A 26,871-nucleotide genomic window follows, 5' to 3' on the forward strand; every position below is an offset into this window, starting at 1 on the left:
ATTAGATAAATTAAGATATAGATGGTGCACAAAAATCAAGCAAACATCGCAGTTAATTAACATAGAAACAGAAACGTCATATTTCTGTAATATTTGAGATCTAATATCGCGTCAGATTCAACAACAGGCCACTTTACGAATTACACAGGCCAAATGGAGAAAACTATGATGAACCAAGCAACTACAGCTGCGACTCCAATGTCGAATACGACGCGTTGGTTACGCTGGGCTAACTTGGCCTTCATGCTTTATTTATTACTACTTGCCGTTTCTATGGTGGGTAGTGGCTTTAAAATGGCGACAGGTGAACAAGCCAAAGTTCTATTTGAATTTGCTTCACACCCTGTGGCTGGCTTAATGATCGGTTTGGTAGCGACGGCACTGATTCAATCATCAAGTACTGTTACTTCTATCATCGTTGGCTTGGTTGCGGGTGGATTACCTGTCACGACGGCTATCCCTATGATCATGGGTGCAAACATTGGTACTACGGTTACCAATACACTAGTAAGTTTAGGTCACGTTCGTTGCAACACTGAGTTTAAGCGTGCGTTTGCTAGCGCGACGATCCATGACTTCTTTAACCTACTAGCCGTTGCTATCTTCCTTCCTTTGGAAATGATGTTTGGCATTCTAGACAAAATCTCTAGCTGGCTTGTTTCACCAATGCTTTCAACAGGTGATATGAGCATGAAGGGGCTAGACTTTATCAAACCAATTACCAAGCCTGTCGTTTCTGCTATTCAAGAGCCACTAAGCTCATTTGGTAGTGTGACTGGTGGTGTTCTGTTGATTGCTCTAGGTATCGCAACTATCTTCGTAGCAATTACGGTAATGGGTAAATTGATGAAGAGCCTAATGGTTGGTCGTGCACGTGAGATTCTTAAGAACGCAATTGGTCGTGGTCCACTACACGGTATCGCGTCAGGCTCAATCGTTACGATCCTTGTACAGTCTTCATCAACAACGACTAGCCTTATGGTTCCGCTTGTTGGTTCAGGTGCGCTGAAAGTTCGTGATGTTTATCCATTTACTTTAGGTGCCAACATCGGTACATGTATCACTGGCCTACTAGCAGCGACAGCCGTTTCTGGAGAATACGCAGTATTCGCACTGCAAATCGCGCTGGTGCACCTTGTGTTTAATATCATGGCAACCGTATTTATCTTCGGTATTCCTTTCTTGAGAGAGCTGCCAGTGAAAGGCGCAGACTATCTCTCAGATATGGCTATTAAAAATAAAGCCGTTGTCGCTGGTTACCTTGCTTCTATTTTTGTTGTTATTCCAGGCACTATTCTAGCGCTAACAGCATAGATATTCAGTTTGATTTAAAGGCCCAGCTACATTTAGCTGGGCCTTTTGCTATCTAGAAATCACCATAATCATAATCGAAGTCGTCATAGTGCTCGATCAAGTCAGCGTCGTTGATATCATCCCAATAGTAATAGCGATCGTAGTAATAGTCATAATATGGATCGCCAACGTAATAGGCCTTAATGCGCTTATCCTCTGTCCAAAGGTAGTAGTTTGAAGCCTTCAGTACTGGGACCTTGAGTTTCTGTTGCCCAACAGTAATTGACGACATACCCTCGATTACACCGACAAATGTCATTGATTTACCTTGAGTAAATACTTTGGGGTCTAAAAATCTGTCGATCTTGACGACAAATCGTTGGCTGCCCTGCAGGGTCTTATCTGGACGGCCTCTTGAGTCCAATTCAAATTGACTGATCTGTAGTTCACTCGCACCGGATGTTGAATGAGTCAAATTTGCAATCACCCCACCCCATCTCGCAGGCTGACCGACATAAGGTGTGGCCTCTTCCATGACTTGAGCAAACCCAACCAATAGCTTCTCGTCGGCGACTTTGACTTCATCAGGCGCACTACTGCATCCTATCAATATCAGACTTAACACCATCCCTAAAAATCGCATATTCCCTCTCCATTACTGCTTTTATTCAAGTATGAGTGACTTATTTGCCCCCCTGCAAGTCTCTCATGACCTTCTTTTCTTTATATTATTAACGATACAATCAATGGTGAAAATCTATTCACCTTCGTCAATTGGCTGCAACAATAAACACACTTGAAACTAACCAAGGTTTGACGATGTGTTACTTATAATAACCAATTCAATTACTTAGGATAATAGGTAAATTCATCAATCAAGCAACAAACCATGAAACTTAAACTCTTTGCCCTCGCTTTACTCCTTTCTTCACCAAGTTATGCCTACTACTGTGATCAAACTGCTGAAGGCGCTATTGATGGCGCTGTTGATGGCGCCATTACCGGAGCTGTCGTTGGCGGTATCGTTGACGGGGGATCTGGCGCAGCAGCTGGTGCTGCTATTGGCGGCGGTGCTGGCGCGGTTGCAGGTACCGTTGACGGTGCCTACGATGAAGGCGCCTGTGAAGTAGCGACAGAAGTTGCCGTAGAAGAAGATATCGTCGAAGAGGAGATTATCGAGGATGCTTATTACGACTAAGCGCTTACATCGTGATTTAACGTTTAAGGCAGAGTAACATTCCCCCCTCGTTACTGCCTTTTTAGCCCTACAGCAGGTTTCTTTAGTGAGAGATAAAATCAGCTGGTAGCGCTTGTTTAAAACAATCAGGCCGAGCAATGCTCGGCCTGTGTATTAGACTGAAAATGGGTATCGAATGGGTTCGTGGCACTCGTAGCCTTCCACGTCAAAATCATCCAGCGTTACCCACGTTTCTAAGTCCTCAAGGGTCTTAATCTTAGGATTAATTCGGAACGTCGGAGCGGCCAATGGTTCACGCTTTAATTGAACGTCTCGCATCAGTTCCAACTGGTCTTCATAAATATGCGCGTTCACGATCTTGTGGAATGCTTGCCCCGGTTTCTTGCCTGTTATCTGAGCCATAATCGCTAAGAACACATAAACTTGAACCATGTTGAAGTTTAGGCCAAGCGGAACGTCACACGAGCGCTGCGTACTGTTTAGATACAAGGTATCTCCCAATAGCGAGAAGTGATGACTGTACATACATGGGCGCAAACACCCCATATGAAACTCACCTGGGTTATAGAAATTTAGGATCTCACCACGATCGTCAACACCTTTACTTAAGTCGTCTACTATCTTGCGAAGTTGGTCTATGTGACCACCATCAGGTTTAGTCCATGCGCGACCTTGTACACCATAGACGCGCCCCATATCGTCCTCACCTTTACGGTAAGGATTATTCAGCCACGCATCGTTTAAGTTCGCGTTAGCATCCCACGTTTTGGTTCCCAGTTTACGAAAATCTTCCGCGTTATCGTAACCACGAATGTATCCCAGAAGCTCCGCAACAGCCGCTTTCCAGAAACTCTTTCTCGTGGTGACAAGAGGAAATGCGTTGTTGGCGACATCATAGGTAAGATCAGCGTTGATTACCGTCAAACAGCGCTTACCTGTACGCTCATTTTCAATCCAAACACCTTCGTCAACGATTCGCTGACATAAGTCTAAATACTGCTTCACGACAATTCCTATTACTTCGATACTTTTTGTAGTTTAGGTCCGTTAACCTTGTATGCCCACGCAATCATTAGCGCACCAATGATGATCATCGGAGAAGACAGGATTTGGCCCATAGAAATAAAGCCACCAAACAGTCCTAACTGCGCATCAGGTTCACGTACGAACTCGACCAAGAATCTAAATGTACCATAGCCAAGAAGGAATAAACCTGACACCGCCCCTTCTGGACGCGGTTTCTTGATAAACCAATTCAAAATCAAGAATAGCACCACTCCCTCTAACGCAAATTCGTACAGTTGAGATGGGTGACGTGGAAAAGGTCCACCATTTGGGAAGATGATCGCCCAAGGCACGTCGGTCACACGGCCCCAGAGTTCACTGTTCATGAAGTTACCTAGACGCCCCATACCAAGCCCAAAAGGAACAAGAGGTGCGATGAAGTCGGCAACATTGAAAAACGTGCGTCCATTCTTTTTGCCATACCAGAACATGGCGGTAATAACACCTAACAAGCCACCATGGAATGACATGCCTCCGGTCCAAACTTTAAACAAATAAAGCGGGTCACGCAGCAGTTCATCAAAACCATAAAAAAGAACATAACCAATACGACCACCAAGCACTACCCCAAGGAAGCCCGCAAACAACAGATCAGACACTTGCTCTCGCGTCCATCCTGAGTTTGGCTTGTCTGCTCTGCGATTAGCTAACCACATCGCAAATGCAAAACCGACAAGATACATCAAGCCGTACCAACGAATAGAAATGGGACCTAATTCAACGAGAACCGGGTCGATATTAGGAAACTGGATATATCCCTGAGACATAAAACGCTCACTTATCAGGTTTAAATATTGAAATTAAAACATCATTGAAAATGCAACGAATAATAAGAAGACTGCAAAAATCTTCTTTAGTTTCGGTGTTGGCATGGTTGTCGCCAATTTTGCACCAAATTTCGTTGTCAACATTGAAGTGGCTGCAATTGAGAGCAAAGCAGGCAAGTAGACATAGCCGATACTGTATTCCGGCAGTCCTTGCGCTTTAGCGCCATGCAAAATAAAGCCAACCATACCTGCGATCGCGATCACGCAACCACATACTGAAGAAGAGCCTACCGCTTTTCTCATCTCAACGCCATGTTTACTAAGAAAAGGCACTGACATCGAACCTCCACCTATTCCAGCTAAACTCGACACCATCCCAATCCCTGCACCGCAACATGTGGTAATAAATGGACTAGGAAGGCTTCGCGTTGATTGTGATTTGATTGACAGAAACATCTGTATCGCCAGTAACAATACAATGACAGCAAATACTTTGGGTAGATAATGAGAAGGAATCCACTCTGCAACATTGGAGCCTGCAAACCCGCCTATGACCACGCCAGGCATAAGCCACTTGATCACAAACAAATCAACATTCCCCAGCTTAAGGTGGTTAAGCGCTGACGAGCCCGATGTGATAATGATAGAGGCCAACGAGGTTGCCAGCGCAATATACATAACCATATCACTTGCAATGCCAAATTTAGGTAGGATAAACGCCAGCGCAGGGACAACAATGAGCCCCCCACCAATACCGAGTAATCCGGACATGGTGCCGACTACTGCACCAAGGCACAATAGCAATAAGATCAGTTCGTAGTTCACATGTATTCCAAAGGGTTTAGTTAGGACTTACCTGCTCGGATAAAGCCGGCTAGTCCTTTATCCTCAAAGTAATCACGCATTTGATTATAAATGGTTTCACCATAAGGTTGCATCAATGCTTTGTCAGCAAGCAGTTTCAGTTCTTGCTGTGAGGTTTGTCTGAGTAAATATTTCACTTTCGCAACGTTCGAGGTGTTCATACTTAACGTATCGTATCCCAACCCAACCAGCAGCAGAGCACCAATCGGGTCACCGGCTAACTCACCACAAATACAAACGGGGAGATGATACGACTGACACGTTTCAAATATATGTTTCATCGCTGCTAAGACTGACGGGTGCAGTGTTTCGTAGATATCAGCGACTTGAGCATTGTTGCGGTCAACAGCCAATAGATATTGTGTAAGATCGTTGGTACCGACCGAGACAAAGTTCACCTTCTGGGCCATAAACGGCAAAAGATACAACATGGAAGGAACTTCGATCATAACGCCAATCTCTGGGCGTTTTACCTTCGGATGCTCTGTAGACACTTCCTGATAAGCTTGTTCAATAAGGGCTGTCGCCCCATCAAGCTCTTGAACCGACGACACCATAGGCAAAAGAATGCTCAGGTTATCTAGCCCTTCACTTGCCCTTAGCATGGCGCGCAGCTGGATCAAGAAAATATCGGGATGATCGAGAGTGAAACGGATACCTCGCCAACCTAAGAAAGGATTATCCTCATCAATGGGTAGGTAAGGTAAAGGTTTGTCTCCACCAATATCGAGTGTACGCATCACCACACGCTTGGTGGGATAAGCACCGAGTACCGAACGATACTGATGTACTTGCTCTTCTTCTGATGGGAACTGTTGTTGAAGCAAAAACGAGATTTCGGTTCGGTACAGTCCTACTCCATCAACATTCCTGTTCAGAGAGATACTGGTATCCGCACTCAGGCCTGCATTGAGTAATATTTGTATACGCCGACCATCACTTGTACAGCCTTCTAAATCAACCGTCTGTTCGACCATCCGAGACAACTCGGTTTCTTCTGTGACAAGCTCTTGGTATTCAAGCAGTAACTCGCTGCTAGGATCTGGGAAAATTTCACCGCTGTAGCCGTCGACGATCCCTATTTTGCCACTCAATCGCTCAGGGTTGGTGTTAACCCCCATAACGGCAGGTATGCCCATCGCTCTAGATAAAATCGCCGCATGAGAGTTAGCAGCCCCTTCTAAAGAGACCACAGCCAATAATTGCTCTTTTGGAACAGAAGCAAGAATTGATGCCGTAAGCTCACGCACTACCAGAATGACAGGTTCATTGAACTCGTGAATAGGCTGTTCAGTATGATGTAGGAAAAACAGCAAACGTTGACCAAGTTCTTTCACATCTTGGGCACGCTCTCGCATATAGACATCAGACATCCTAGCGAAACGATTCGCATAGCTTTCTACGACTTGGCGCAATGCCCAGTCCGCTTTGTCACCTTTTTGAATCTGCGCTTTTAAATCATTGCGCAGCATAGGGTCGTTCAGTAAGTGGGTAAATAAGTCAAAGATGGCCAGAGCGTCTTTATTTAACTCCAGATCCAACTTTTTACGCATACGCTTGAAATCTGCCAGTGCGTTTTCGATCGCGACTGACAACGTTTCATGTTCACGGGCAATGTCCAGCGCCGACGCTGGGAACACGTTATTAAGATCCGGCTGAGTGTTATCCCACCATATTGGACCTATCGCTATGCCCGAAGACGCCCCAATACCTTTAATAACGGCTGTTTTATTGTCGTCAAAGAAGCCATGACCTTGCGCGGTGGCGTGTGCTATCAAAACCGCTATCTGTGCAGCAAGCGTGACTAAGAAAGATTCTTCCATCTCACTAAACTGACGCGAGGTTTTTTGCTGGATAACCAAAACCCCTAGTACCTGTTTGCGATGGATGATCGGCGTACCTAAGAAGGAATGGTAGATACCCTCACCAAGCTGAGGGAAGAATTTGAATGCAGGATGTTTGGCCGCTTCGGCTAAGTTGATTGGTTCAGCCGTTCGCTTTACCAAACCCACTAAACCTTCATTGAAACTAATATGAATAGTATCGCCTTTGAAGGTCAGGCCCTGTGTCGCCATTAACTCCAAACGCTGTTTATCGTTATTCGCCAAATAGATTGTGCAGCACTCAGTATGCATAGCTGCACAAGTTTGTTGAACAAGAATTTCGAGGGCGGCGTGCACATTTTCAACCTTTGAAACGTGCTCAACTATATCCCTTAGTTGCGATAGCATACTTACCCTCTTCGATGCTTTCTCTTGCCTTTGAATTTACGTTCCTTAAACGGCATTGCTAGTGACGCGAACTCTTTCATCGCACGTCGGTACACATCTCGTTTAAAAGAAACCACTTGTCTCACTGGATACCAATAGCTTACCCAGCGCCAACCATCAAACTCAGGGGTATTACCACGCTGCATATTGATCTTAGATTCATCACAATCTAAGCGCAGTAAAAACCATTTCTGTTTTTGCCCAATACAGACCGGTCTCGAATCCCAACGTACTAATCGTTTAGGTAACTTATATCTCAGCCAATGGCGACTTACCGCAACGATTTTAACGTCGTTCTTGGTTAATCCCACCTCTTCATACAGTTCTCGATACATAGCTTGCTCAGGGGATTCACCATCGTCAATACCGCCCTGAGGAAATTGCCATGAGTGTTGTCCGTATCGCTTAGCCCAGAAGACCTGACCATGGTTGTTACATATCACAATACCAACATTGAGTCGGTAACCATCGCCATCTATCACTGGCCAACCTCAATTAAATTTTCATTACTCTGATTTTTCCACATATCCCCAAGTTGAGCAAACTTAGTCGCCCGTAAATTTGAACAATTACCACTAAATGACACCTTACTGGATAAGTTTCGCACAAAGCCCTAGTTATCAACACAACAATGAGACCCAGCCCACATTTATTCACCTTTTCTGTGAATAACCATGTGAAGAATCTATGTTCTTCATTAGATTTTGTTGTTTTTTCTAGCACGTTGGAACAGAGTTTAATTAACCAAAAACAATTAAACTTAATTATTTCAGGCAATTAAAACAAACTCACCTTTAAACTGATCAATTATTAAACTCCAAAAAATGCACACACTCAGATCGGTCAAAGATCAACCTACGGCTATTTTATCCACACTCAATCTATCATATTTCAAACAAACCTCGATTTATCAAGCATTAATCCACGACAAAATACTGATTATTCATACAGATCAAGTATAGAATAGCAAATCTGATAAATTTTCTGTGGATAAGTCATGAATAGATCAATTCTCAGTCAGACTGATCTTTTTTTATACCGAGAAATTCAGCTAGGCCATGGTAGAATGGAAGACTCTTCAATAAGCAAACAGCAGTTTACAACGTATCTATGAACCCCACTCCCACTTCCGAAGCAGAACTGTTACAACGTGCTCGTGATATCGCTGGACTCACGTTTGGCGAGCTCGCTGCTCAAGCAGGTATGAACGTACCTGAGAATCTGAAACGAGATAAAGGTTGGGTAGGACAGCTGCTCGAATGGCATTTAGGTGCCAAAGCAGGCAGTAAACCTGTTCAAGATTTCCCTGAGATCGGGGTTGAACTAAAGAGCATTCCAATCAGCTACACCGGAAAACCATTAGAATCGACTTTTGTTTGCGTGGCTCCATTGACCGGTATTCAGGGAGTAACTTGGGAAACCAGTCATATACGGAATAAATTATCACGCGTGCTTTGGCTGCCCGTAGAGGGAGAGCGGGAGATTCCGGTTGCTGAACGTCATGTCGGCTCCCCTTTAATTTGGAGCCCATCGGCAGAAGAAGAAACCATGCTGAAAAATGATTGGGAAGAGTTGATGGAGCTTATCACGCTAGGTCAGGTCAATCAGATTACAGCTCATACCGGTGAAGTGCTTCAGATTCGTCCTAAAGCCGCTAACAGCCGTGTAAAAACCGAGGCTTATGGCACCTCTGGTCAAAGAATACGAACCCTCCCCCGAGGCTTTTACCTGCGAGCACGCTTCACTGCCTATTTATTAGAGCAGTACTTCGCTTAGAAAAAGCGCACCTATAATTAATGAAGCTTTAATTCAATATCACAATAACGGTTAATTTCAGTGCTGCCACACTCATCATACGCATTATGTAATCTAAGATAAGCTTTTTCTATGCCTAAACGATGTAACTCTTCTTTTACCAAATCCAAGGATTCAAAGTGAATTGGTTCATCGTCTTGTTTTATAGGTTCTAATTTATGTTTGTATTCCACCGCTAACAAATAGTGTGAAATATCAGCACAACCAATCACAAAGACTTTCGGTTGCTTATAGGTGTCTTTGTGATAACCATGTAACCAGCGATCGAGCTGATGCTTTTGCATATTCCACCTCCTTACTTTTCTTGTGGATAATGCATACTGATAAATTTCAGTTTAGTAAAAATAATCACATTGGCTATTAAACACACAGATCTTTTATCAAAACTCGGTATAGTGGAGAAAAACAACAACAAACAAGGAAGGCTCAATGAAATATCATAACCTCCCACATTCTTCGCTAGAAGTCAGTAAGATATGCTTAGGAACCATGACGTTTGGTGCGCAAAACACCAAGCAGGAAGCATTCAATCAACTCGATTTTGCACTCGAACGCGGAGTAAATTTTATTGATACCGCTGAGATGTACCCTGTCCCACCAAGTGCTAAGACTCAAGGAAAAACGGAACAATATATTGGGGATTGGCTTTCACACTCCGATAAAAGACAAAAAATCGTCTTGGCCACTAAAGTCGCTGGGCCCAGAAATATTCCTTATATCCGCGACAATATGAGCCTAGATAGGCGCAATATACATATAGCTGTGGATGACAGTTTAAACCGTCTGAAAACGGATTATATCGATTTATACCAATTACATTGGCCACAAAGACAAACCAATTGTTTTGGCCAACTTAACTACCCCTATCCTGAGGGTAATGAAGAAGTGACGCTCATAGAGACACTCGAAGCATTAAACGAGCTCATTAAGGCAGGAAAAATACGCTATATCGGCGTTTCCAATGAAACACCTTGGGGAGTCATGACGCTACTTAAATTGGCCGAAAAACATGATCTGCCAAGAATTGTCTCGATCCAAAACCCTTACAACTTACTCAATCGTAGCTTTGAAGTCGGCCTTTCTGAAATTAGCCACCACGAAGGCGTAGAACTGCTTGCCTACTCACCACTCGCTTTTGGCTGTTTGAGCGGAAAATATCTCGATGGACAACGTCCAGAGGGAGCGCGTTGCAGTCTATTTGAGCGATTTGTCCGTTACTTTACTCCGCAAGGTATTAAAGCGACGCAGGCTTATGTGGACCTAGCTCGCGAGCATAACCTTGAACCAGCTCAGATGGCACTAGCCTTTGTTAATCAACGTCCATTTGTCGCTTCTAATATTATTGGTGCAACCAATCTTGAGCAATTAGAAAGCAACATAAACAGCATCGACGTGGAACTCTCTGATGAACTCTTGAATGAACTTCAAGAAATAGGGGCTAAATATTCTAACCCATGCCCCTAAATAGGTTTTTCACACAGTATGGGCAGGTCGCGATAAGCGACCTGCCCTTTTTTTACGTAGCTATTCTAGAGTGTAATTCTCGACGAAGATGACGAGTTTTACGTTTCGCTACAATGTGAGGTGGAGCAACTTGGCCCAGTGGGCGGCCATGTTTATCGAAACCAATGTCCTTTAACAAGTGCTCATTGTGGAGTGGCAAGTGGTGTGCATTGCGACGGTAGCGTCGTCTCCACTCACGCTCTTCTTTTTGGATGTCTGCTTTAATAAGCCAAGTTGCAACTGTTAAGTAAATTGAAGTACGCATCGTTTTCTCCTAGAAAATAATTTGAGGAGAGAAATAGCGGTCAGGATATAAGGAGAAATGTTGTGATTCCTCAGTTGACTGCTATTTCCGCAGCCTCTTGAGGTTACGGACTAATTAAGCGTGTGCTGTATCGATTGACGGTTTATCCGCTGCCATTGCAGTAGATAGATCAGTCGAGATTCGATCCGCATGAGTAAAACGGCCAGCACAAATATTGATAAAAGAAATACGATTCATCATTTTCTGTGCCTCCATAATCACTTAATAATCCGAAATAAATTTGAAAGGTTGAGCGTAGTGCTCAGGGATGATTCTTATGCAAATCGTTTATAAATTCAACGAATATGTTACAAAACAATTGAATAAGTATGATTATTCTAACTAAATACAAATTCACTCTAGTGATACAAAGTATTTCGTTGAATATGTAAAGAAAATTAGAGAATGATTTTATTCTAGAGAAAAACCATCAGACTTTGTAAGACTCTGTCGTTACACGAGAAAGATCACTTAAATTTGCTAGAAATAACAAATTACAGACAAATAATTGGTCTATTAGCCCTCCAAAAGCGTTTGTCCAATAACATCGATAATTTTAAGCAACTGAATTTGCGACTCGCGCCGGTATGGAGAAATACCGTCGACCTGCTCTTCCAAGTCAAGGTTAGTGTTAGCAATCGAAGCCAATGTCGAACCGATATGGCTAATAGCAAACACTTTCAACCCCTTACGCTTTGCATTATGTGCCATTTCCACAACTGCCTGCGTTTCACCGGACTTACTGACTAAGATCAACGTTCCTTTTTCAGCTCGAGCTAACTGATGAATATCGGTAATCACTAGATGAGGTATGTTCGCCAGCGATAAAAAGCGCGATAAATAGGTCACGCTAACAATCGATGCTCCGCGCGAATAGAGATAGACAACAGGAGATTGACTAAGGGCATTCACGACAGATGAAATACGCTGCAATTGTGACTCTTCTTCATCCTTTGTCACTGTTTGCTTACGCAAGTCATTTTTAAGCCTATAGCGAAGCTCGGTATAGCTCGCATACCCCATTTTTTTGCATACTCGATTGACAGATGTCGTCGTAGTCAGCGCCTTATTAGCTATAGTTTTAGCCGAGATCTCGTGTAACTCACCAGTGTGAGTAATAAGATATTCGTAGATCGCTCGCTCTATGCCCTTAAAGGTATTCATCGCTTACACTTAATTAGAAACGGTTTGACTATTATTAGGCGCGAAAATGACGTTTTTTTCCTTGATGAGTCTCACAAAAGTATCGTCATACATGGCTTGTACCAAGAAACAGTATCTTGATACATCACGGAAAAATATACTGCGAGCAGTTAAATAATAATAACGGTGAATAACCATGACGAAGAAGAAAATCGTTGCAGTAACCGCTTGCCCCACAGGCATTGCGCACACCTTTATGGCAGCAAAGAAAATCCAAAGCTGGGCAGAACAACAAGGCTATGAAGTCAAAGTTGAAACTCAAGGCAGTGATGGCGTAAAGAACAAGCTAACCGCCCACGACATCGCAACCGCAGATGGCGTTGTACTCGCGATCGATGTGCCAATCATGGAAATGGAACGATTTGATAGTGCTAACCCACTCAAAGTCCGCACCCAAGAACTCATCAAACGCGTTGACGATTTACTACCGACTGTCTTCAACCTCGGCAAGCAAAAGAGCAATACAAGTACTCATGTAGTCGAAGAACACCGCTCAGCCTATCAAGTTGCCATCGGCCATATCATGACAGGTATCAGTTATATGCTGCCTGTCGTCGTGCTCGGTGGTTTGCTGATGGCAGTAGCGAAGATTACTGGTGAATTCATTGATATCTCGGGTACGCCAATCCAAACTCTCGACAAGCTTGGTTTCATGACCATCAAGTTTATGTACCCCATTTTCGCGGCATACTTGGCTTATTCGATAGCAGGAAAACCAGCTCTTATTCCAGCGTTTATTGGCGGCATCATGAGTGATGAAGTGTACAAACGCTTCTTCGACCTTGAAGGCTGGGCTCCTTCAGGCTTCTTTGGGGCTATAGCTATCGGTTTCTTAGTGGGTTATCTAGTTCGTTACCTTAATGACACAATTAAGGTGAAGACCGAGCTTACTACCCTGAAAACCATGTTACTGGTACCAGCTATTACTGGTGTGGTCATGGTGCTCACTATGGAGTATGCCATCAATCCGTTTTTTGGCGCGTTGAATATGGCGATGATCGAGTTGTTCACCCAAGCTGGTGATGCTGGACGAGGCATCTACTCAATGGTGATTGCCGCAGGTACAGCCTTTGACCTAGGTGGCCCTATCAACAAAGCAGCCGGTTCAGTAGCTCTTGGCCTTAACGGTATGGGTGAAGGTTTCGATTTATTAGCTCGTGAACTGGGTATTGTTATCCCACCAATTGGGGTTGGTATCGCCGCAATGCTTGACGGCAAGTTCCGTAAACCGGTTTTCTCTAGTGAAGAACAAACGGTTGGCAAAACCTCTTTAATGCTTGGCTTGATTGGTATTTCAGAGGGTGCGATTCCATTTATTCTTAAGAACCCGAAAATGATTCCAATTATGATCCTAGGTTCGATCATAGGTACACAAGTCGGCGTCTTACTTAACGTCTGGCAAGACCTACCATTGCCGGCTGTTTGGGGTTGGTTCCTATCCTCTGACCCAATCAGCTATACCATTTCAGTATTAATTGGTTCAGGTTTTATCGCACTCGCTCTACTGCTATGCACTAAGCCAGATACTTCAAACGCATAAACGTCACTGGGACGACATGCTCGTCCCCTTATTCTTCTCATATTGAACTTGCTTAATCGCAGTTAGATAGACCAGTTAAAGAGATTTTCCCATGGCGAAAGTACATGTCATTCCGCACACTCACTGGGATCGTGAGTGGTATTTTACTCAGCAAGACAGTGACGTGCTTGCCACCTACAACTTTACTAAAGTGATAGAGACACTAGAAAACCAATCTAGCTATAGCTGCTATCACTTAGATGGCCAATCTTCCATTGTCGAAGACTACCTTAAAGTACTCCCTCATATGCGTGAACGTATGGGTAAGCTAATCCGTGAACGTAAGTTATTTGTTGGGCCTTGGTACACTCAAACGGACACTTACAATGTTGGTGCAGAGTCCATCATCCGTAACCTAAAGTACGGTATACACATAGCGGAAGAAATGGGCCATAGCATGACCGTTGGTTACTTACCTGATACTTTTGGTCACAATGCTCAAATGCCTACGCTATTTAAAGGTCTGGGTATTGATAACATCGTGTTCTGGCGAGGTATAGATTACGACCAACAAGTCAAAAAATCCCATTTCCACTGGCAATCACCAGGCGATGACACTATCTACGCTTATAACTTGGTCCACGGCTATGGAGCGGCCAAGAACATTGTTCCAGACCCAGACCATTTAGACAAAAAAATCTTCCCTATGGTGGAGAAAATCAAAGCGCTATCCGGGCTAGATGAAGTGCTTATTCCATCAGGGGGTGATCAAGTCAACATTGACCCAAATCTTCCGGCGACGTTAGCTGCTGCGACAGAGCGCTCGCCTAGTAAGGATATTTACACCATCTCTTCTATGGAGAACTTCGTTGAATATCTGCGCCACAATAACGAACAGTTTGAGACGTACCTTGGAGAGTTTAAAGCACCACGCTATACCCGTATTCATAAAACTATCGGTTCAGTGCGTTACGACATCAAAAAACTGAACTTCGAAATTGAGCAATTTTTAGTGAAAAAGCTTGAAGTAGTGATTGCTATAGCGAAAGCACAAGGAATCAAAGTACATACTGAGCTTGTGGACATCGCCTGGAAAAAAATCCTTGAATGTCATGCTCATGACAGCATGGGGGGCTGCAACAGCGATGCCACTAATGCCGATATCATGCACCGCTTAAAACAAGCTCAAGAAATTTGTCACGGTTTATACAACCTAGTGGTGAAAGAACTCGCAAGCCAAGCTTGCCAAGACAATGAAGTAATGATTTTCAATTCTCGCCCAACCACCTATAACGGCATAGCGCGAGTGGTTGCTTTCTCAAAGTCTGAACATATTACCCTCAAAGATGGTGAGAATACTTTAGAAACTGAAGTTCTTAGTCGCGAGACTCTAGATGGTGGCAAGGTTATAGAAGTCACTAAAGATGGTGAACGCGAGGTAGAAGTCCCGCCTTACTATCGATTTGAGCTGAATGTAGTTGTTAAAGACCTTCCTGCTTTAGGATATCAAGTTCTTCAAGTGACTAACGCAATAGCTAGTGAGAAAAATAATACCGCCAGCGATGCGTTTTTCATTGAAAACCAAGCTATAAAATTAAGTTTCGTTGAGGATCAGCTAACTCTAGAAGACAAACGTACAGGTCGTATAATCACACAATTACTGAGCTTTGAAGAGCAAGCCGATGATGGTGATTCCTACGACTTTTCGCCACTTGCAGGCGATACGCCAATAACTTGTACCAAACTACGCATGCTAGAAGTAAACCAAGGCGAGTTACAACAGCGCATGGCTTTAAGGGCTCAGCTAGCTTTACCAAAAGATCTAGAAGCTCGTGTATCTGGCAACAACTCCGTATTAGCAACCTTTGATATCACTCTCACTCTGCTTCGTGATGAACAGCAGCTTCGCGTAGATATTGAAACCGAGAATCAAGTTTCTGACCACCGAGTGCGAGTAGTCATCAACTCAGATGTAGTCGCCGAAGAGTCGCTAAGCACTCAGCCGTTTGCGTTAATGAAACGACCTATTGCACCCTCTACTGAAGGCTGGCAAGAGCAGTTCCGCGAATGTCCTATTGATATTGAAACCACTGACGGTGCTGTCGCCATTGAAAATGCAGGTCAAGCCATGATCATTAACGGCCGCGGCATTAAAGAGTTTCAAGTTTTACCACAACAACACTCAAGCGCCATTGCATTAACTCTTTTTAAGTCAACTGGCCGACTTGGTAAAGATGATCTCTTGTGGCGTCCTGGCCGAGCTTCCGGTATCAACAACACCGTGGTTTACACTCCGGATGCTCAACTACAGAAAGCTATGACCTTCAGCTTTGCTATCGCATTAACCGAAGAGTCTAGTCATCAGACCGTACGTAAAATGGAGCAAGAGTTTCTAGACTCACCATTCAGTTATCAGAAACAGATTCTCAATAGCTTCGAAAACCGTCTTGAGCGTTTCCAAGTTCGCTTTGAGAATCATGAAATTGCTCAACATTTTAGTCTATTCGAACTTAACCAAGCACTGCAATTATCCAGCGTAGGTCACTCGTTCTATGAAAGTAATGCCATTATCGTGCGCCTCTACAACCCGACTGAGCAGACGATACAGCTTGATACCAACGCCTTTAAACACTTTGCCACGGTAGAGCGCGTTAACCATCGTGAGCATTTAGTTGAACAACAATGGCAAGTTAAACCAAATAACACCATCGACTTACGTGTCAGTTTCAAATTTAAGTTGTAGGCTAGGAACAATTACATGATCAAACAACGAATCTATACCAAGGTCTCGGCTTTATACGGCGAAGATAAAGCAGAATCAATGACCAACGACATCCTTAATTTGGTGGAGAAATGGCGTGAGCGCGCACCACAATATTCCAATTGGGTGGATCAAAACAGCACATATTTAATCACGTATGGTGATAGCTTCAAGAAACTAGGACAACCAACGTTACAAACCATGAAGTGTTTTGCGGATAAGTATCTTGCCGGAGCTATCAGCAATATCCATATCTTACCCATGTTTCCATATACCTCAGACGATGGTTTCAGCGTAGTGGATTATCGTGAAGTCGATCCGAATCTTGGAGAGTGGCAAGATCTAAATGCATTGGCTGAAAACTTTGACCTCATGTACGACTGCGTCATTAATCATATTTCTAAGAGCAGTGATTGGTTCCAACGCTTCCTTGCTGACGATGAAGCTTATCAAGATTATTTTGTAGAATGTGACCCTGAATTAGATTACTCAAGCGTTACACGCCCGCGAGCTTTGCCACTGCTGACACCCTTTACCAAAGCAAACGGCGACACTACTCATGTGTGGACCACATTTTCTGACGACCAAATTGATATTAATTTCCAGTCACCAAAAGTGTTGTTAGAAAGTATTGATATCTTATTAATGTACGCAGCTAATGGTGGCCGCTCCATCCGCCTCGATGCAATCGGCTTTATCTGGAAAGTCCTTAATACTAGTTGCATCCACTTACCAGAGGCACACAACATCATCAAATTGTGGCGTATAGTGCTAGATGAGGTCATGCCGGGTAGCCTTCTTATTACCGAAACCAACGTGCCACATAAAGAAAACATTTCTTACTTCGGTCAAGGTGATGAGGCTCATATGGTGTACCAATTCCCACTGCCACCGTTAACTCTGCATGCTTTCTTATGCCAAGATAGCCAAGTTCTCACACGGTGGGCGAAAGGATTAACTGAAGAAGCCGTCACATCTCTTAAGCTCGGGCGCAAAACCACCTATTTCAACTTCCTTGCGAGTCACGATGGTATTGGTGTACGCCCAACAGAAGGTATCCTCACTAATGAGGACCGACAGATGATGTGCGAGCATGTTGAGCGCAAAGGCGGCAGAGTCAATTATAAGCACAATGGTGATGGCACACAGTCACCTTATGAGTTAAATATTAATTATCTAAGTGCCATAACTGAGCCGGAAGATAACATTGAACTCAAATCCAGGAAATTCCTAGCCGCACAAGCTATTTTGCTGTCATTTATTGGCGTTCCAGCGATTTACTACCACAGTTTGTTGGGGAGTGAAAATGACCTACCAGGGATGATAGATTCTGGTATCAATCGCCGCATTAACCGAGAGAAATTCGAACTCGAAAGTTTAGAAGCGGAGTTGGATGAGGTGGGTTCACTACGTCAAAAAGTCTACAAAGAAATGGTGCGCTTACTGAATATCCGAAAGCAGCATAAAGCGTTCTCGCCTACCTCTACACAAAGTGTATTGGAGCTAGCACCGCAGTTATTTGGATTACAACGAGGTGAAGGTAACGACGCCATTCGTTTTATCGTTAATCTTTCTGAAAACACACAACATGTCTCTCTAGACAATGGCGGTCAAGATCTCGTTTCCGGAGCAATCTTCGACGCCCAGCTTACTCTTAACCCTTATCAATTTGTTTGGTTAACAAACTCATAGGAGCCGCAGATGAACTTATCACAACTGACCTCAGAAAATTTGATCATGTTGGATGCGGTTTTTGAAGACCGCTTTAGCGCAATTAATGCGCTCACAGATCGTATTGACCAAGCAGGAAAACTGACAAACCGACAGCAGTTTTTAGATGCGGTTATGCTGCGAGAAGAAGAAGGCCCAACCGCTTTAGGGGAGTACCTTGCTATTCCTCATGGTAAGTCTATTGCCGTTACTGAGCCTGTTTTTGCTTGTGCGCTGTTGAAAAACGAACTGCAGTGGAAAGGACTAGACGGCGACGAGCCAGTAACTATGATCTTTTTACTCGCAATTCCACCTGCAGAAGCGGGGTCTACTCATATGGAAGTGTTGACTACGTTGACATCATCTTTAGTAGAAGATGACTTTCGCGAAGCACTGCAAAATGCGACAAGCCAGCAACAAGTTATGGCACTGCTCTCCTCAGACGAGGAGAATTTAGAGTCACAACCAGCTGAGACTGAAAACGATGTACCGCCGATGGAACAACCTGAAATGGCACGCGATATCAGTGGTAAAGCTTACCCTCTAGTCTTAGGTGCTGGCTTGGTAATTTCTGTACTGTTGTTTCTAATGCTCTAACGACTTACTCATACTTCAGTCGCAGATTGGCTCGTTACCAACTTCATGAACCCAAAAAGGCGCTATTGCGCCTTTTTTGCTGAATTAACATAAACCTAAACCGTCTCTTCAGTAATAAGGTTATGTTTATTAAGTAAACGATACATCGTCGCCCTAGAAATGCCCAACTCTTTGGCAGCTAGTGTAACTTGTCCATTATGGCTATCTAGCACTAAGATCAACGCATCACGCTCAGAACGTTCTCGAATACTCTTCAAGCTGCGCTTGCCAGAGAAAGTACCGGGCAGCTCAAAATGCTTTTTAGTCAGCACTTCTTCTTCCGTCATCAGCACCGCACGTTTCACCTGATTCATCAGCTCTTTCACATTTCCAGGCCAATGGTAATACGTCAGCGTTTTCAGAGCATCATCATCGATAGATTTGACTGGAGAATTAAACTCTTTAGCAAACTGACCGATATGGTGACTGACCAGCAAACCAATGTCCGTCGCACGCTCTTTAAGGCTTGGTACATTGATACGAAGAACATTTATGCAATGAAATAGATCTTCGTTGAACATGCCATCGCCTAGTGCTTTTTCAATATCAGATGTATCCGCTGCTAAAATACGCACATCAAATTCTTTGATGCCCTTAGCCGTCTCTATTTGACCATCTTGATAGAACTTAAGCAGGTTAAGTTGCTGTTTGGGAGGTAAGGTAAAAATGTCATTCAGAACAATGGTTCCGCCCGAGGCTTGATCTAAAAGCGATGCTCGGTCGGCATCATGCATGCCAAAGAATTCATTTTCAAAACGCGCGTCGGAAAATGCTCGGCAGTTGACGGCGATGAAGGGTTTTTGAGAACGTGCAGAACAGCGATGAATGGCTTTAGCTACTGACTCCTTGCCTGATCCAACTTCGCCATGAATCATTATACTGACATCGGTGGGGCCGATGCGTTTTATCTGATCGCGCAATCGTCTAACTGGTAGTGATTGCCCTACCAAACCAAGGTCGTTGTCGTTGCCATTGTGCGGCCATACTTTTTGTTCCAGTTTTAGCATTCCTAACTGGTGACCAATGGTGCTCATCAAACGCGAGTCGGGAATCGGAGTGGTGAAAAAATCGATACAGAAGTTAACAATAAACTGGCAGATCGTATCTGAACTCAATTGAGATTCACGAATAAAGGCTATCCAGCGAACCTGCTTGTGGGTACTGACAAGTTTCGCTATCCCATTCAGGCTAAAGTCGTCTCTTGTTAAGTCTACAATCCCAATACAAGGACCTATCTCTGAAAACAAGGCATCGGCTTTTCGCAAGTCAGAACATTGCGTGCATCGCCACCCTGCCTGTTCCAATACAGATAGCCATGGCTCATAGGTCCCACCCACTACAACTAAAGAGCCGGGGATAGAATCCATCCGAAACTCGGTTCCCATTACATCATTCCTTTTATTGCTTTTAGATTCAAATTATTAATTTTATTAAATTCATCTGTTCTATCAAATAGAACTATCGCAATTAACGCAATCGCCACTGTCTCATAAATAAGACTGGCGCACGATTTATGACTTTCGTATCAACATTTATGGAAATTTGGCATGAAAAAAGCCTCTCCGAAGAGAGGCTTTGCTCGAATAAGTTAAGGTGTCAGCTTATTGCTGTGGACGCATTGCTGGGAACAGAATCACGTCACGAATTGTGTGAGTATTGGTAAATAGCATTGCTAAACGATCAATACCAATACCTTGACCCGCTGTTGGCGGTAAGCCGTGTTCTAACGCAGTGATGTAGTCTGCATCGTAGTACATCGCTTCGTCATCACCTGCATCTTTTGCATCAACTTGTGCTTTAAAGCGAGCGTCTTGGTCTTCTGCATCGTTAAGCTCAGAGAATCCATTAGCTACTTCACGACCACCGATAAAGAACTCGAAACGGTCAGTAAAGAATGGATTGTCATCGCTACGACGTGCTAGCGGTGAGATATCCGCTGGGTAGCCTGTGATGAAAGTTGGCTGAATCAGTTTTGGTTCTGCCGTTTCACCAAAGATTTCCTCTAGAAGCTGACCACATGTCCAGAACGTTTCCACTTCAACGTGTACTGATTTCGCGATAGAAACCATAAGATCACGATTAGTTAGGTCTTCTTCTGTTAGCGCTTGAATTTGCTCATGCTCAGGGTTGTAGTGTTTGATCGCATCAAACATGCTCATACGAGCATATTTACCACCAAATTCTACCGTCTCATCACCGTAAGGCATTGAAGTAGAACCTAGAACATCCATCGCAACTGTGCTTAGCATTTCTTCAGTCAGATCCATCAAATCTTTGTAGTCTGCGTAAGCTTGGTAGAATTCCATCATTGTGAATTCTGGGTTGTGACGAGGAGAAAGACCTTCGTTACGGAAGTTACGGTTGATCTCGAATACACGATCAAAACCACCAACAACGAGGCGCTTCAGATAAAGTTCTGGAGCAACACGTAGGTACATGTCGATATCCAAGGCATTGTGGTGTGTCACAAATGGACGAGCTGTCGCGCCACCAGGGATCACGTGCATCATTGGTGTTTCCACTTCTAGGTAGCCTTTTGAGCTCATGAAGTTACGAATCGCAGACACAAGTTTAGAACGCACGATGAATGCTTGACGAGAATCTTCGTTGACGATCAAGTCAACATAACGTTGACGATAACGCATCTCTTGGTCAGTTAGACCGTGGAACTTCTCTGGAAGTGGACGCAGTGCTTTCGTTAGCAACTCGTACTCTTCCATGTTTACATAAAGATCGCCTTTACCTGATTTGTGAAGCGCGCCTTTTACACCGACAATATCACCGATGTCTAAACCTTGGTATTTTTCTTTAAGTTCTTTCTGAACATCTTTCGCTGCGTATGCTTGGATACGACCAGAAGTTTCTTGAATCACAAGGAATGGGCCACGTTTTGCCATGATACGGCCAGCAATTGACACGACATGGTTCAGTGCTTCCAGCTCTTCCTTGCTCTTTTCACCAAATTCTTTTTGCAGATCACCAGCAAGCGCATCACGACGGAAATCGTTCGGATGTCCGTTCGCCTTGCAGCTCTTTCGGATTTGTTCCAATTTAGCGCGGCGCTCAGCAATCAGCTTGTTTTCTTCTTGTAGGTTTTCATTTTGAACATCATCAGTCATTTTCGATGTATCCCGTTTTAAATTGGTGAAAAGCTTAAAGGCCTGATTTAAGGCTAGCTTCGATAAACTTGTCTAGATCGCCATCAAGTACTGCTTGAGTGTTACGATTTTCGACACCTGTACGTAAGTCTTTGATACGCGAGTCATCTAAAACGTACGAACGAATTTGGCTACCCCAGCCGATGTCAGATTTCGCATCTTCGTTCGCTTGCTTCTCTGCGTTTTGCTTTTGAAGCTCAAATTCGAACAGTTTGGCACGAAGCTGTTTCATCGCTTGGTCTTTGTTCTTGTGCTGAGAACGGTCATTCTGACATTGCACCACGATGTTGGTTGGCACGTGAGTAATACGTACCGCAGACTCTGTGGTATTTACGTGCTGACCACCAGCACCAGACGCACGATATACGTCAATGCGAAGATCGGCAGGGTTAATATCGATTTGAATATTGTCATCAATCTCAGGATAGACAAATGCAGAAGCAAATGAAGTATGACGGCGACCGCTAGAATCGAATGGTGATTTACGCACTAAACGGTGTACACCCGTTTCAGTACGAAGCCAACCGTAAGCGTACTCACCAGAGACTTTCACTGTTGCGCCTTTAAGACCAGCAACTTCACCTTCAGACACTTCGATCACTTCGGTCTTGAAGCCTTTTGCTTCAGCCCAACGCAAATACATGCGTAGCATCATGTTAGTCCAGTCCTGCGCTTCTGTACCACCAGAGCCAGACTGTAAATCGATATAACAATCTGATGCGTCATGATCGCCAGAGAACATACGACGGAACTCAAGCTTAGCCAGCTTGGTTTCCAGTTCAGCAAGTTCCGGCTCAATTTCGTCGAAGGTTTCTTGATCTTCTTCTTCAACCGCAAGCTCTAATAGGCCGTCAACATCCTCAACACCTTGGTCAAGTTGGTCGATAGTCTCTACCACTGCTTCTAGTGATGCACGCTCTTTACCTAGCGCTTGAGCACGCTCTGGTTCATTCCATACATCCGGTTGTTCAAGTTCTGCATTAACTTCTTCTAGACGCTCTTTCTTGGCGTCATAGTCAAAGATACCCCCTCAGGATATTAGTGCGCTCAGTCACATCCTGTAGGCGGTTTTTAATTGGATTGATTTCAAACATATTTGCTCAGCATTTATGAGTAGAATTTAACCGAAGAATTCTACTCAAAAATGTGACGAAGATACAGAAAAATATCGAACTTCCTTGACCTAAAATAGCCAGCTCTAGCGAGGTTCTATATGGTCTACCATCAACTGTAACGATTGGTTTCCGCGAAATTCGTTAATGTCCAATTTATATGCCAACGTAACCGTTTTCACTGAGGCATCTGGCCAACGGCGTAAATCTACGTTGAAGGCGATCGCATCTAACATAATATTGCTACCAAACCCTTTATGCATAGGTTCAACCATCAACTTAAGGTGCTTTTCGCCCACCAGTTTTTGATGCAATACTTTAAATTCACCATCAAATAGCGGATCAGGAAAAGCTTGCCCCCACGGCCCACCAGCGCGAAGCAGCTCCGCTGTGTGCATTGAAAACTCTTCAGGTGTTAATTCGCCATCGGACAAAATGATGCCTTTAAGTGCGGTATCCCCTAACTCAGCACGAACCACTGCATCGAACAGCTTACTAAAACGTTCGTAGTCTTTCTCCATGATAGTCAGACCAGCCGCCATCGCGTGCCCACCAAACTTCAAAATAAGTCCTGGATTTTGTGTATCGATTCGATCTAAGGCATCGCGCATATGCAGCCCTTGAATAGAGCGGCATGAGCCTTTGATAGTGCCTTCACCACCATCAGCAAAGGCGATCACTGGTCGATGGAATTTATCCTTGATCCGCGAAGCCAGAATACCTATCACCCCTTGGTGCCAATCTCGCTGAAACAGAGCCAAACCGTAAGGAAGCTCAGATTTATCGCTGATCTGCAAGCGTTCACAAAACGCCAGCGCCTCTTGTTTCATGCCCTCTTCAATATCTTTACGAGTTTGGTTTAAGCCATCCAATTCGCTCGCCATACGTCGCGCTGCATGGATGTTATCGGACATCAACAACTCAACGCCAAACGACATATCATCAAGTCGCCCTGCGGCATTAATTCTTGGCCCTAACGCAAAACCAAAATCTGATGCGACCAACTTGCGTGCATCACGTTTGGCGATTTCAATTAACGCTTGTATCCCCGGGCGAGCCTTGCCGGCACGAATGCGCTGCAAACCTTGATGAACCAAAATACGATTGTTTTCATCTAAAGGGACCACATCCGCTACCGTACCAAGGGCGACCAAATCAATCAGCTCCATGAGCTTGGGTTCAGCCATGCCTTGCTCGGCAAACCAACCTTGTTTGCGCATAAACACACACAGCGCCATCATTAAGTAAAAGGCTACCCCTACACCGGCTAATGCTTTCGAAGGAAAACCGCATTCGTTAAGGTTGGGGTTAACCATAGCATCGACATTGGGCAACTCTGCCCCAGGTAAGTGATGGTCAGTCACCAAAACTTGTAAGCCATTGTCTTTCGCGTACTGGACACCCGAAATAGAGGACACGCCATTATCAACGGTCATGATCACTTCAGCCCCAATTTCAATGGCTTGGTCAACGACTTCCGGACTTAAACCGTAACCATCTTCAAAACGATTGGGGACAAGGTAATCAACGTTTCGACTGCCCAGCATCCGAAGAGCTAGAACAGACAGCGCTGAACTCGTCGCGCCATCAGCATCAAAATCTCCGACAACAATAATGCGCTTTTGCTGCTTGATTGCCTCGAATAACAAGGCGACAGCAGCGTCAATGCCCGCAAGCTGTTGATAAGAAATTAGGCCACGCGCGGTTTTCTCTAGCTGAGCAACATCAGTGACACCTCGTGATAAATACAGGCGTCTTAATAGCGGTGGAATGGAATCAGGTAAAGCAGATATATCGACTTCGGGACGGCGTTGGATTTCTATCATAAACAAAAATGGGCTCGTAATATCGAGCCCTTATCCTAATAATTATTTGATTTGCTCTAGGCGCTTAAGAAGCTCAGCAGGTGGTAAATACCCTCCTACCATCTCACCGTTTGGTAAGAAAATAGCTGGGGTACCACTAATACCTAACTCACGACCTAGATTGTAGTGTTTGACAATGGTCTCTTTGCATTGTGCTAAATCGCCTTCTGACTTGGGTTCTTGACGATTGACTTTGACATCGTGCATCGCGGCGGCAGGATCATCAGAACACCAAATTTTTGCCATTTGCTCGGCAACCTGCCCCGTAGCACCTTGACGTGGGTAAGCAAGATAACGAACCGTAATACCTAGGTCGTTATAACCCTGCATTTGACTATGAAGACGAACACAATAACCACATGTGATATCGGTAAAAATGTTCACCACATACTTTTCATCTTTTGCTTTGTACTCGATCATGCTGTCGCTGAACTTAGCAATTTTTTCAGCATTAATCGGAGCCTGACGCTCAGCAATGATGTCTTTGTAATTTCCGTTATCATCCAAAGAATAGAGCGTACCAGCAATAAAATGATCACCGCTTGGAGCAGCAAATAGAACACCACCTTCGGTGCGTACTTCAACTAACCCATTAATATCTGAGGCAACGATGTCATCAACTTGGATTCCTATCTTGGCAAACCTCGCCTTGATTGCGGCCTCATCGGCTTGTACGGCTGCTACCGAGACAGTTTCCGCTTTCTGAGGAGTTGATTGTGTTTCTTCCGCACCGCAAGCAGTAACAAAAAAAGGAAGAGTAAGTAAAGTCAAACGGCGCATTACGCTCATTAAAATCACCTTTGTATAAAAAACGTTAAGTTAAGCCCTTGGATGATGCTGGCTATGAATATTTTTCAGTCGCTCTGTTGCTACGTGAGTATAAATTTGTGTTGTCGATAAGTCACTATGCCCCAACAACATCTGTACGACACGAAGGTCGGCCCCATAGTTCAGTAAATGTGTCGCAAAAGCATGTCTTAATACGTGTGGTGACAGTAATTCAGTATCAATGTCCGCCAACACAGCATAAAACTTAATACGATGCCAAAAGGTCTGTCTGGTCATCTGCCTTGCACGTTTACTCGGAAATACCACATCCGAGGTTTTATCCCCCAGTAAACTAGGCCGACCCTTGTCGATGAACTCACCGATCCAGTCAATGGCATTTTCACCCATAGGGACCAAACGCTCTTTATTCCCCTTACCAACGACTCGAACTACACCTTGACGTAAACTGATATTCTCCATCGTCAGGCTCACTAACTCCGTCACACGCAATCCCGTTGCGTACAACAGCTCCAACATGGCTTTATCGCGCAGTTCAATCGGGTCATTAGGATCAGGGGCTTCGAGTAATGCAGTCACTTGATCTTCTGTTAAGTCTTTAGGTAATCGTTTTGGCAACTTCGGACTGACCAACAATGCTGTAGGATCATCCGAACGTATTTTTTCACGATGAAGGTATTGGAACAGACGGCGAATCGCAGAGAGCATTCTTGCACGAGAACTTTGTTGGTAGTTTTCATCCATCAACCACGTTTGATACTCCTGCAACCCCGAGAAACTAATAAAGTCCAAACGGTAGTTCTGTTCATTCATCCATTTCAATAACTTAAATAGATCATTGCGATATGAAGAGAGTGTATTTTCTGACAAACCTCTTTCCATCCACATGGAATCTAGAAACTGTTCCACTAAGCCCTGATCTTGGATATTTACGTCGCTCACCACCACCTCTTGGATGTTTATACAGTACTTTTAACAGAGTATGCGAGAAGAAACGATAATGCCATAAAAAACCCATTGAAGATGAATAAGCGCTGCAAAG

Annotated in this window: 24 protein-coding genes; 8 read left to right on the forward strand and 16 right to left on the reverse strand. The window is 44.1% G+C overall.

All coding sequences use genetic code 11. The features are described 5' to 3' along the window. The first annotated feature begins 168 nt into the window (after positions 1 to 168). Entirely contained in the window at positions 169 to 1,314 is a 1,146-nt protein-coding gene (locus tag VTH8203_RS00895) for a Na/Pi symporter (RefSeq protein WP_167385774.1), read from the forward strand. Between the two features lie 52 nt (positions 1,315 to 1,366). On the opposite strand, the gene VTH8203_RS00900 is transcribed toward VTH8203_RS00895, so the two are convergent. Further along, positions 1,367 to 1,936, reverse strand: a complete 570-nt coding sequence (locus tag VTH8203_RS00900) for a Slp family lipoprotein (protein WP_096991935.1) — start codon at positions 1,934 to 1,936, stop codon at positions 1,367 to 1,369. Between the two features lie 246 nt (positions 1,937 to 2,182). On the opposite strand from VTH8203_RS00900, the gene VTH8203_RS00905 reads away from it, so the two are divergent. Then, positions 2,183 to 2,491 (forward strand): YMGG-like glycine zipper-containing protein, encoded by a 309-nt coding sequence (locus VTH8203_RS00905; protein WP_096991936.1) that lies wholly within the window; start codon positions 2,183 to 2,185, stop codon positions 2,489 to 2,491. Between the two features lie 153 nt (positions 2,492 to 2,644). Here the strand turns inward: VTH8203_RS00905 and VTH8203_RS00910 are convergent, their stop codons facing one another. From VTH8203_RS00910 to rppH, 5 genes are read right to left on the reverse strand one after another with little or no spacing between them, the layout of a single operon-like run. Next, entirely contained in the window at positions 2,645 to 3,496 is an 852-nt protein-coding gene (locus tag VTH8203_RS00910) for a thymidylate synthase (RefSeq protein ID WP_096991937.1), read from the reverse strand. A gap of 11 nt (positions 3,497 to 3,507) precedes the next feature. Continuing rightward, positions 3,508 to 4,323: a prolipoprotein diacylglyceryl transferase gene (gene lgt, locus VTH8203_RS00915; protein ID WP_096991938.1), complete on the reverse strand. Its 816-nt coding sequence runs from the start codon at positions 4,321 to 4,323 to the stop codon at positions 3,508 to 3,510. A 33-nt stretch (positions 4,324 to 4,356) separates the two neighbouring features. Beyond that, positions 4,357 to 5,148 (reverse strand): sulfite exporter TauE/SafE family protein, encoded by a 792-nt coding sequence (locus tag VTH8203_RS00920; RefSeq protein ID WP_096991939.1) that lies wholly within the window; start codon positions 5,146 to 5,148, stop codon positions 4,357 to 4,359. 20 nt (positions 5,149 to 5,168) lie between these two features. Continuing rightward, complete coding sequence (gene ptsP / locus VTH8203_RS00925) at positions 5,169 to 7,418, reverse strand: phosphoenolpyruvate--protein phosphotransferase (protein ID WP_096991940.1); 2,250 nt, start codon at positions 7,416 to 7,418, stop codon at positions 5,169 to 5,171. A gap of 2 nt (positions 7,419 to 7,420) precedes the next feature. After that, complete coding sequence (gene rppH, locus VTH8203_RS00930; protein WP_096991941.1) at positions 7,421 to 7,939, reverse strand: RNA pyrophosphohydrolase; 519 nt, start codon at positions 7,937 to 7,939, stop codon at positions 7,421 to 7,423. Positions 7,940 to 8,567: 628 nt separating this feature from the next. On the opposite strand from rppH, the gene mutH reads away from it, so the two are divergent. After that, positions 8,568 to 9,233: a DNA mismatch repair endonuclease MutH gene (mutH, locus tag VTH8203_RS00935; RefSeq protein WP_096991942.1), complete on the forward strand. Its 666-nt coding sequence runs from the start codon at positions 8,568 to 8,570 to the stop codon at positions 9,231 to 9,233. A 17-nt stretch (positions 9,234 to 9,250) separates the two neighbouring features. On the opposite strand, the gene VTH8203_RS00940 is transcribed toward mutH, so the two are convergent. Continuing rightward, complete coding sequence (locus tag VTH8203_RS00940) at positions 9,251 to 9,556, reverse strand: DUF6482 family protein (RefSeq protein WP_096991943.1); 306 nt, start codon at positions 9,554 to 9,556, stop codon at positions 9,251 to 9,253. A 145-nt stretch (positions 9,557 to 9,701) separates the two neighbouring features. Here VTH8203_RS00940 and VTH8203_RS00945 point away from each other — a divergent pair, with 145 nt between their 5' ends. Then, positions 9,702 to 10,736 (forward strand): NADP(H)-dependent aldo-keto reductase, encoded by a 1,035-nt coding sequence (locus tag VTH8203_RS00945; RefSeq protein WP_096991944.1) that lies wholly within the window; start codon positions 9,702 to 9,704, stop codon positions 10,734 to 10,736. Positions 10,737 to 10,788: 52 nt separating this feature from the next. On the opposite strand, the gene VTH8203_RS00950 is transcribed toward VTH8203_RS00945, so the two are convergent. The 3 genes from VTH8203_RS00950 to VTH8203_RS00955 form a co-directional block, all read right to left on the reverse strand. Next, a complete protein-coding gene (locus tag VTH8203_RS00950; RefSeq protein WP_038225532.1) occupies positions 10,789 to 11,040 on the reverse strand; it encodes a hypothetical protein in 252 nt (83 codons plus the stop codon). A gap of 114 nt (positions 11,041 to 11,154) precedes the next feature. Next, complete coding sequence (locus VTH8203_RS25340) at positions 11,155 to 11,280, reverse strand: hypothetical protein (protein ID WP_268745541.1); 126 nt, start codon at positions 11,278 to 11,280, stop codon at positions 11,155 to 11,157. A 315-nt stretch (positions 11,281 to 11,595) separates the two neighbouring features. Beyond that, complete coding sequence (locus VTH8203_RS00955) at positions 11,596 to 12,243, reverse strand: MurR/RpiR family transcriptional regulator (protein WP_096991945.1); 648 nt, start codon at positions 12,241 to 12,243, stop codon at positions 11,596 to 11,598. 175 nt (positions 12,244 to 12,418) lie between these two features. Here VTH8203_RS00955 and VTH8203_RS00960 point away from each other — a divergent pair, with 175 nt between their 5' ends. The 4 genes from VTH8203_RS00960 to VTH8203_RS00975 all read left to right on the forward strand — a co-directional run bounded on the left by VTH8203_RS00960 (position 12,419) and on the right by VTH8203_RS00975 (position 18,869). Beyond that, on the forward strand, positions 12,419 to 13,822 hold the full coding sequence (locus VTH8203_RS00960) for a PTS fructose transporter subunit IIC (RefSeq protein WP_096991946.1): 1,404 nt from the start codon (positions 12,419 to 12,421) through the stop codon (positions 13,820 to 13,822). Positions 13,823 to 13,913: 91 nt separating this feature from the next. Continuing rightward, complete coding sequence (locus VTH8203_RS00965) at positions 13,914 to 16,544, forward strand: glycoside hydrolase family 38 N-terminal domain-containing protein (RefSeq protein WP_096991947.1); 2,631 nt, start codon at positions 13,914 to 13,916, stop codon at positions 16,542 to 16,544. Positions 16,545 to 16,559: 15 nt separating this feature from the next. After that, the gene (locus VTH8203_RS00970) at positions 16,560 to 18,254 is read left to right on the forward strand and encodes a sugar phosphorylase (RefSeq protein WP_096991948.1); all 1,695 of its coding nucleotides are present in this window, start codon (positions 16,560 to 16,562) and stop codon (positions 18,252 to 18,254) included. 9 nt (positions 18,255 to 18,263) lie between these two features. After that, positions 18,264 to 18,869, forward strand: coding sequence for a fructose PTS transporter subunit IIA (locus tag VTH8203_RS00975; RefSeq protein WP_096991949.1), 606 nt, complete (start codon positions 18,264 to 18,266; stop codon positions 18,867 to 18,869). 95 nt (positions 18,870 to 18,964) lie between these two features. Here VTH8203_RS00975 and VTH8203_RS00980 read toward each other — a convergent pair whose 3' ends face one another. The 6 genes from VTH8203_RS00980 to xerD all read right to left on the reverse strand — a co-directional run bounded on the left by VTH8203_RS00980 (position 18,965) and on the right by xerD (position 26,777). Next, positions 18,965 to 20,293, reverse strand: coding sequence for a sigma-54-dependent transcriptional regulator (locus VTH8203_RS00980; RefSeq protein ID WP_096991950.1), 1,329 nt, complete (start codon positions 20,291 to 20,293; stop codon positions 18,965 to 18,967). 216 nt (positions 20,294 to 20,509) lie between these two features. Continuing rightward, the gene (lysS, locus tag VTH8203_RS00985; protein ID WP_096991951.1) at positions 20,510 to 22,027 is read right to left on the reverse strand and encodes a lysine--tRNA ligase; all 1,518 of its coding nucleotides are present in this window, start codon (positions 22,025 to 22,027) and stop codon (positions 20,510 to 20,512) included. A gap of 34 nt (positions 22,028 to 22,061) precedes the next feature. Then, positions 22,062 to 23,160, reverse strand: a protein-coding gene (gene prfB, locus VTH8203_RS00990) for a peptide chain release factor 2 (protein WP_096991952.1) whose coding sequence is annotated in 2 segments (ribosomal slippage) — positions 22,062 to 23,084 and positions 23,086 to 23,160 — 1,098 coding nt in all. Because the reading frame shifts where the segments join, the coding sequence is not laid out codon by codon here. A 104-nt stretch (positions 23,161 to 23,264) separates the two neighbouring features. After that, entirely contained in the window at positions 23,265 to 25,004 is a 1,740-nt protein-coding gene (recJ, locus tag VTH8203_RS00995) for a single-stranded-DNA-specific exonuclease RecJ (RefSeq protein ID WP_096991953.1), read from the reverse strand. A 42-nt stretch (positions 25,005 to 25,046) separates the two neighbouring features. Continuing rightward, positions 25,047 to 25,832, reverse strand: a complete 786-nt coding sequence (gene dsbC, locus VTH8203_RS01000; RefSeq protein ID WP_096991954.1) for a bifunctional protein-disulfide isomerase/oxidoreductase DsbC — start codon at positions 25,830 to 25,832, stop codon at positions 25,047 to 25,049. A gap of 30 nt (positions 25,833 to 25,862) precedes the next feature. Continuing rightward, positions 25,863 to 26,777, reverse strand: a complete 915-nt coding sequence (gene xerD / locus VTH8203_RS01005; RefSeq protein WP_370739184.1) for a site-specific tyrosine recombinase XerD — start codon at positions 26,775 to 26,777, stop codon at positions 25,863 to 25,865. Between the last annotated feature and the right edge of the window lie 94 nt (positions 26,778 to 26,871).

It is taken from the genome of Vibrio thalassae (assembly GCF_900089835.1).
Lineage (GTDB): Bacteria > Pseudomonadota > Gammaproteobacteria > Enterobacterales > Vibrionaceae > Vibrio > Vibrio thalassae.

Excerpts from the sequence above, each read along its gene's own strand:
- VTH8203_RS00905 (WP_096991936.1), top strand. The coding sequence starts at position 2,183 with ATGAAACTTAAACTCTTTGCCCTCGCTTTACTCCTTTCTTCACCAAGT.
- dsbC (WP_096991954.1), bottom strand. The coding sequence starts at position 25,832 with ATGAGCGTAATGCGCCGTTTGACTTTACTTACTCTTCCTTTTTTTGTT.
- VTH8203_RS00970 (WP_096991948.1), top strand. The coding sequence starts at position 16,560 with ATGATCAAACAACGAATCTATACCAAGGTCTCGGCTTTATACGGCGAA.
- VTH8203_RS00980 (WP_096991950.1), bottom strand. The coding sequence starts at position 20,293 with ATGGGAACCGAGTTTCGGATGGATTCTATCCCCGGCTCTTTAGTTGTA.
- VTH8203_RS00955 (WP_096991945.1), bottom strand. The coding sequence starts at position 12,243 with ATGAATACCTTTAAGGGCATAGAGCGAGCGATCTACGAATATCTTATT.
- recJ (WP_096991953.1), bottom strand. The coding sequence starts at position 25,004 with ATGATAGAAATCCAACGCCGTCCCGAAGTCGATATATCTGCTTTACCT.
- VTH8203_RS00945 (WP_096991944.1), top strand. The coding sequence starts at position 9,702 with ATGAAATATCATAACCTCCCACATTCTTCGCTAGAAGTCAGTAAGATA.
- ptsP (WP_096991940.1), bottom strand. The coding sequence starts at position 7,418 with ATGCTATCGCAACTAAGGGATATAGTTGAGCACGTTTCAAAGGTTGAA.
- lgt (WP_096991938.1), bottom strand. The coding sequence starts at position 4,323 with ATGTCTCAGGGATATATCCAGTTTCCTAATATCGACCCGGTTCTCGTT.
- VTH8203_RS00900 (WP_096991935.1), bottom strand. The coding sequence starts at position 1,936 with ATGCGATTTTTAGGGATGGTGTTAAGTCTGATATTGATAGGATGCAGT.
- VTH8203_RS00940 (WP_096991943.1), bottom strand. The coding sequence starts at position 9,556 with ATGCAAAAGCATCAGCTCGATCGCTGGTTACATGGTTATCACAAAGAC.
- lysS (WP_096991951.1), bottom strand. The coding sequence starts at position 22,027 with ATGACTGATGATGTTCAAAATGAAAACCTACAAGAAGAAAACAAGCTG.
- VTH8203_RS00895 (WP_167385774.1), top strand. The coding sequence starts at position 169 with ATGAACCAAGCAACTACAGCTGCGACTCCAATGTCGAATACGACGCGT.
- VTH8203_RS00960 (WP_096991946.1), top strand. The coding sequence starts at position 12,419 with ATGACGAAGAAGAAAATCGTTGCAGTAACCGCTTGCCCCACAGGCATT.
- VTH8203_RS00950 (WP_038225532.1), bottom strand. The coding sequence starts at position 11,040 with ATGCGTACTTCAATTTACTTAACAGTTGCAACTTGGCTTATTAAAGCA.
- VTH8203_RS25340 (WP_268745541.1), bottom strand. The coding sequence starts at position 11,280 with ATGATGAATCGTATTTCTTTTATCAATATTTGTGCTGGCCGTTTTACT.
- VTH8203_RS00965 (WP_096991947.1), top strand. The coding sequence starts at position 13,914 with ATGGCGAAAGTACATGTCATTCCGCACACTCACTGGGATCGTGAGTGG.
- VTH8203_RS00975 (WP_096991949.1), top strand. The coding sequence starts at position 18,264 with ATGAACTTATCACAACTGACCTCAGAAAATTTGATCATGTTGGATGCG.
- mutH (WP_096991942.1), top strand. The coding sequence starts at position 8,568 with ATGAACCCCACTCCCACTTCCGAAGCAGAACTGTTACAACGTGCTCGT.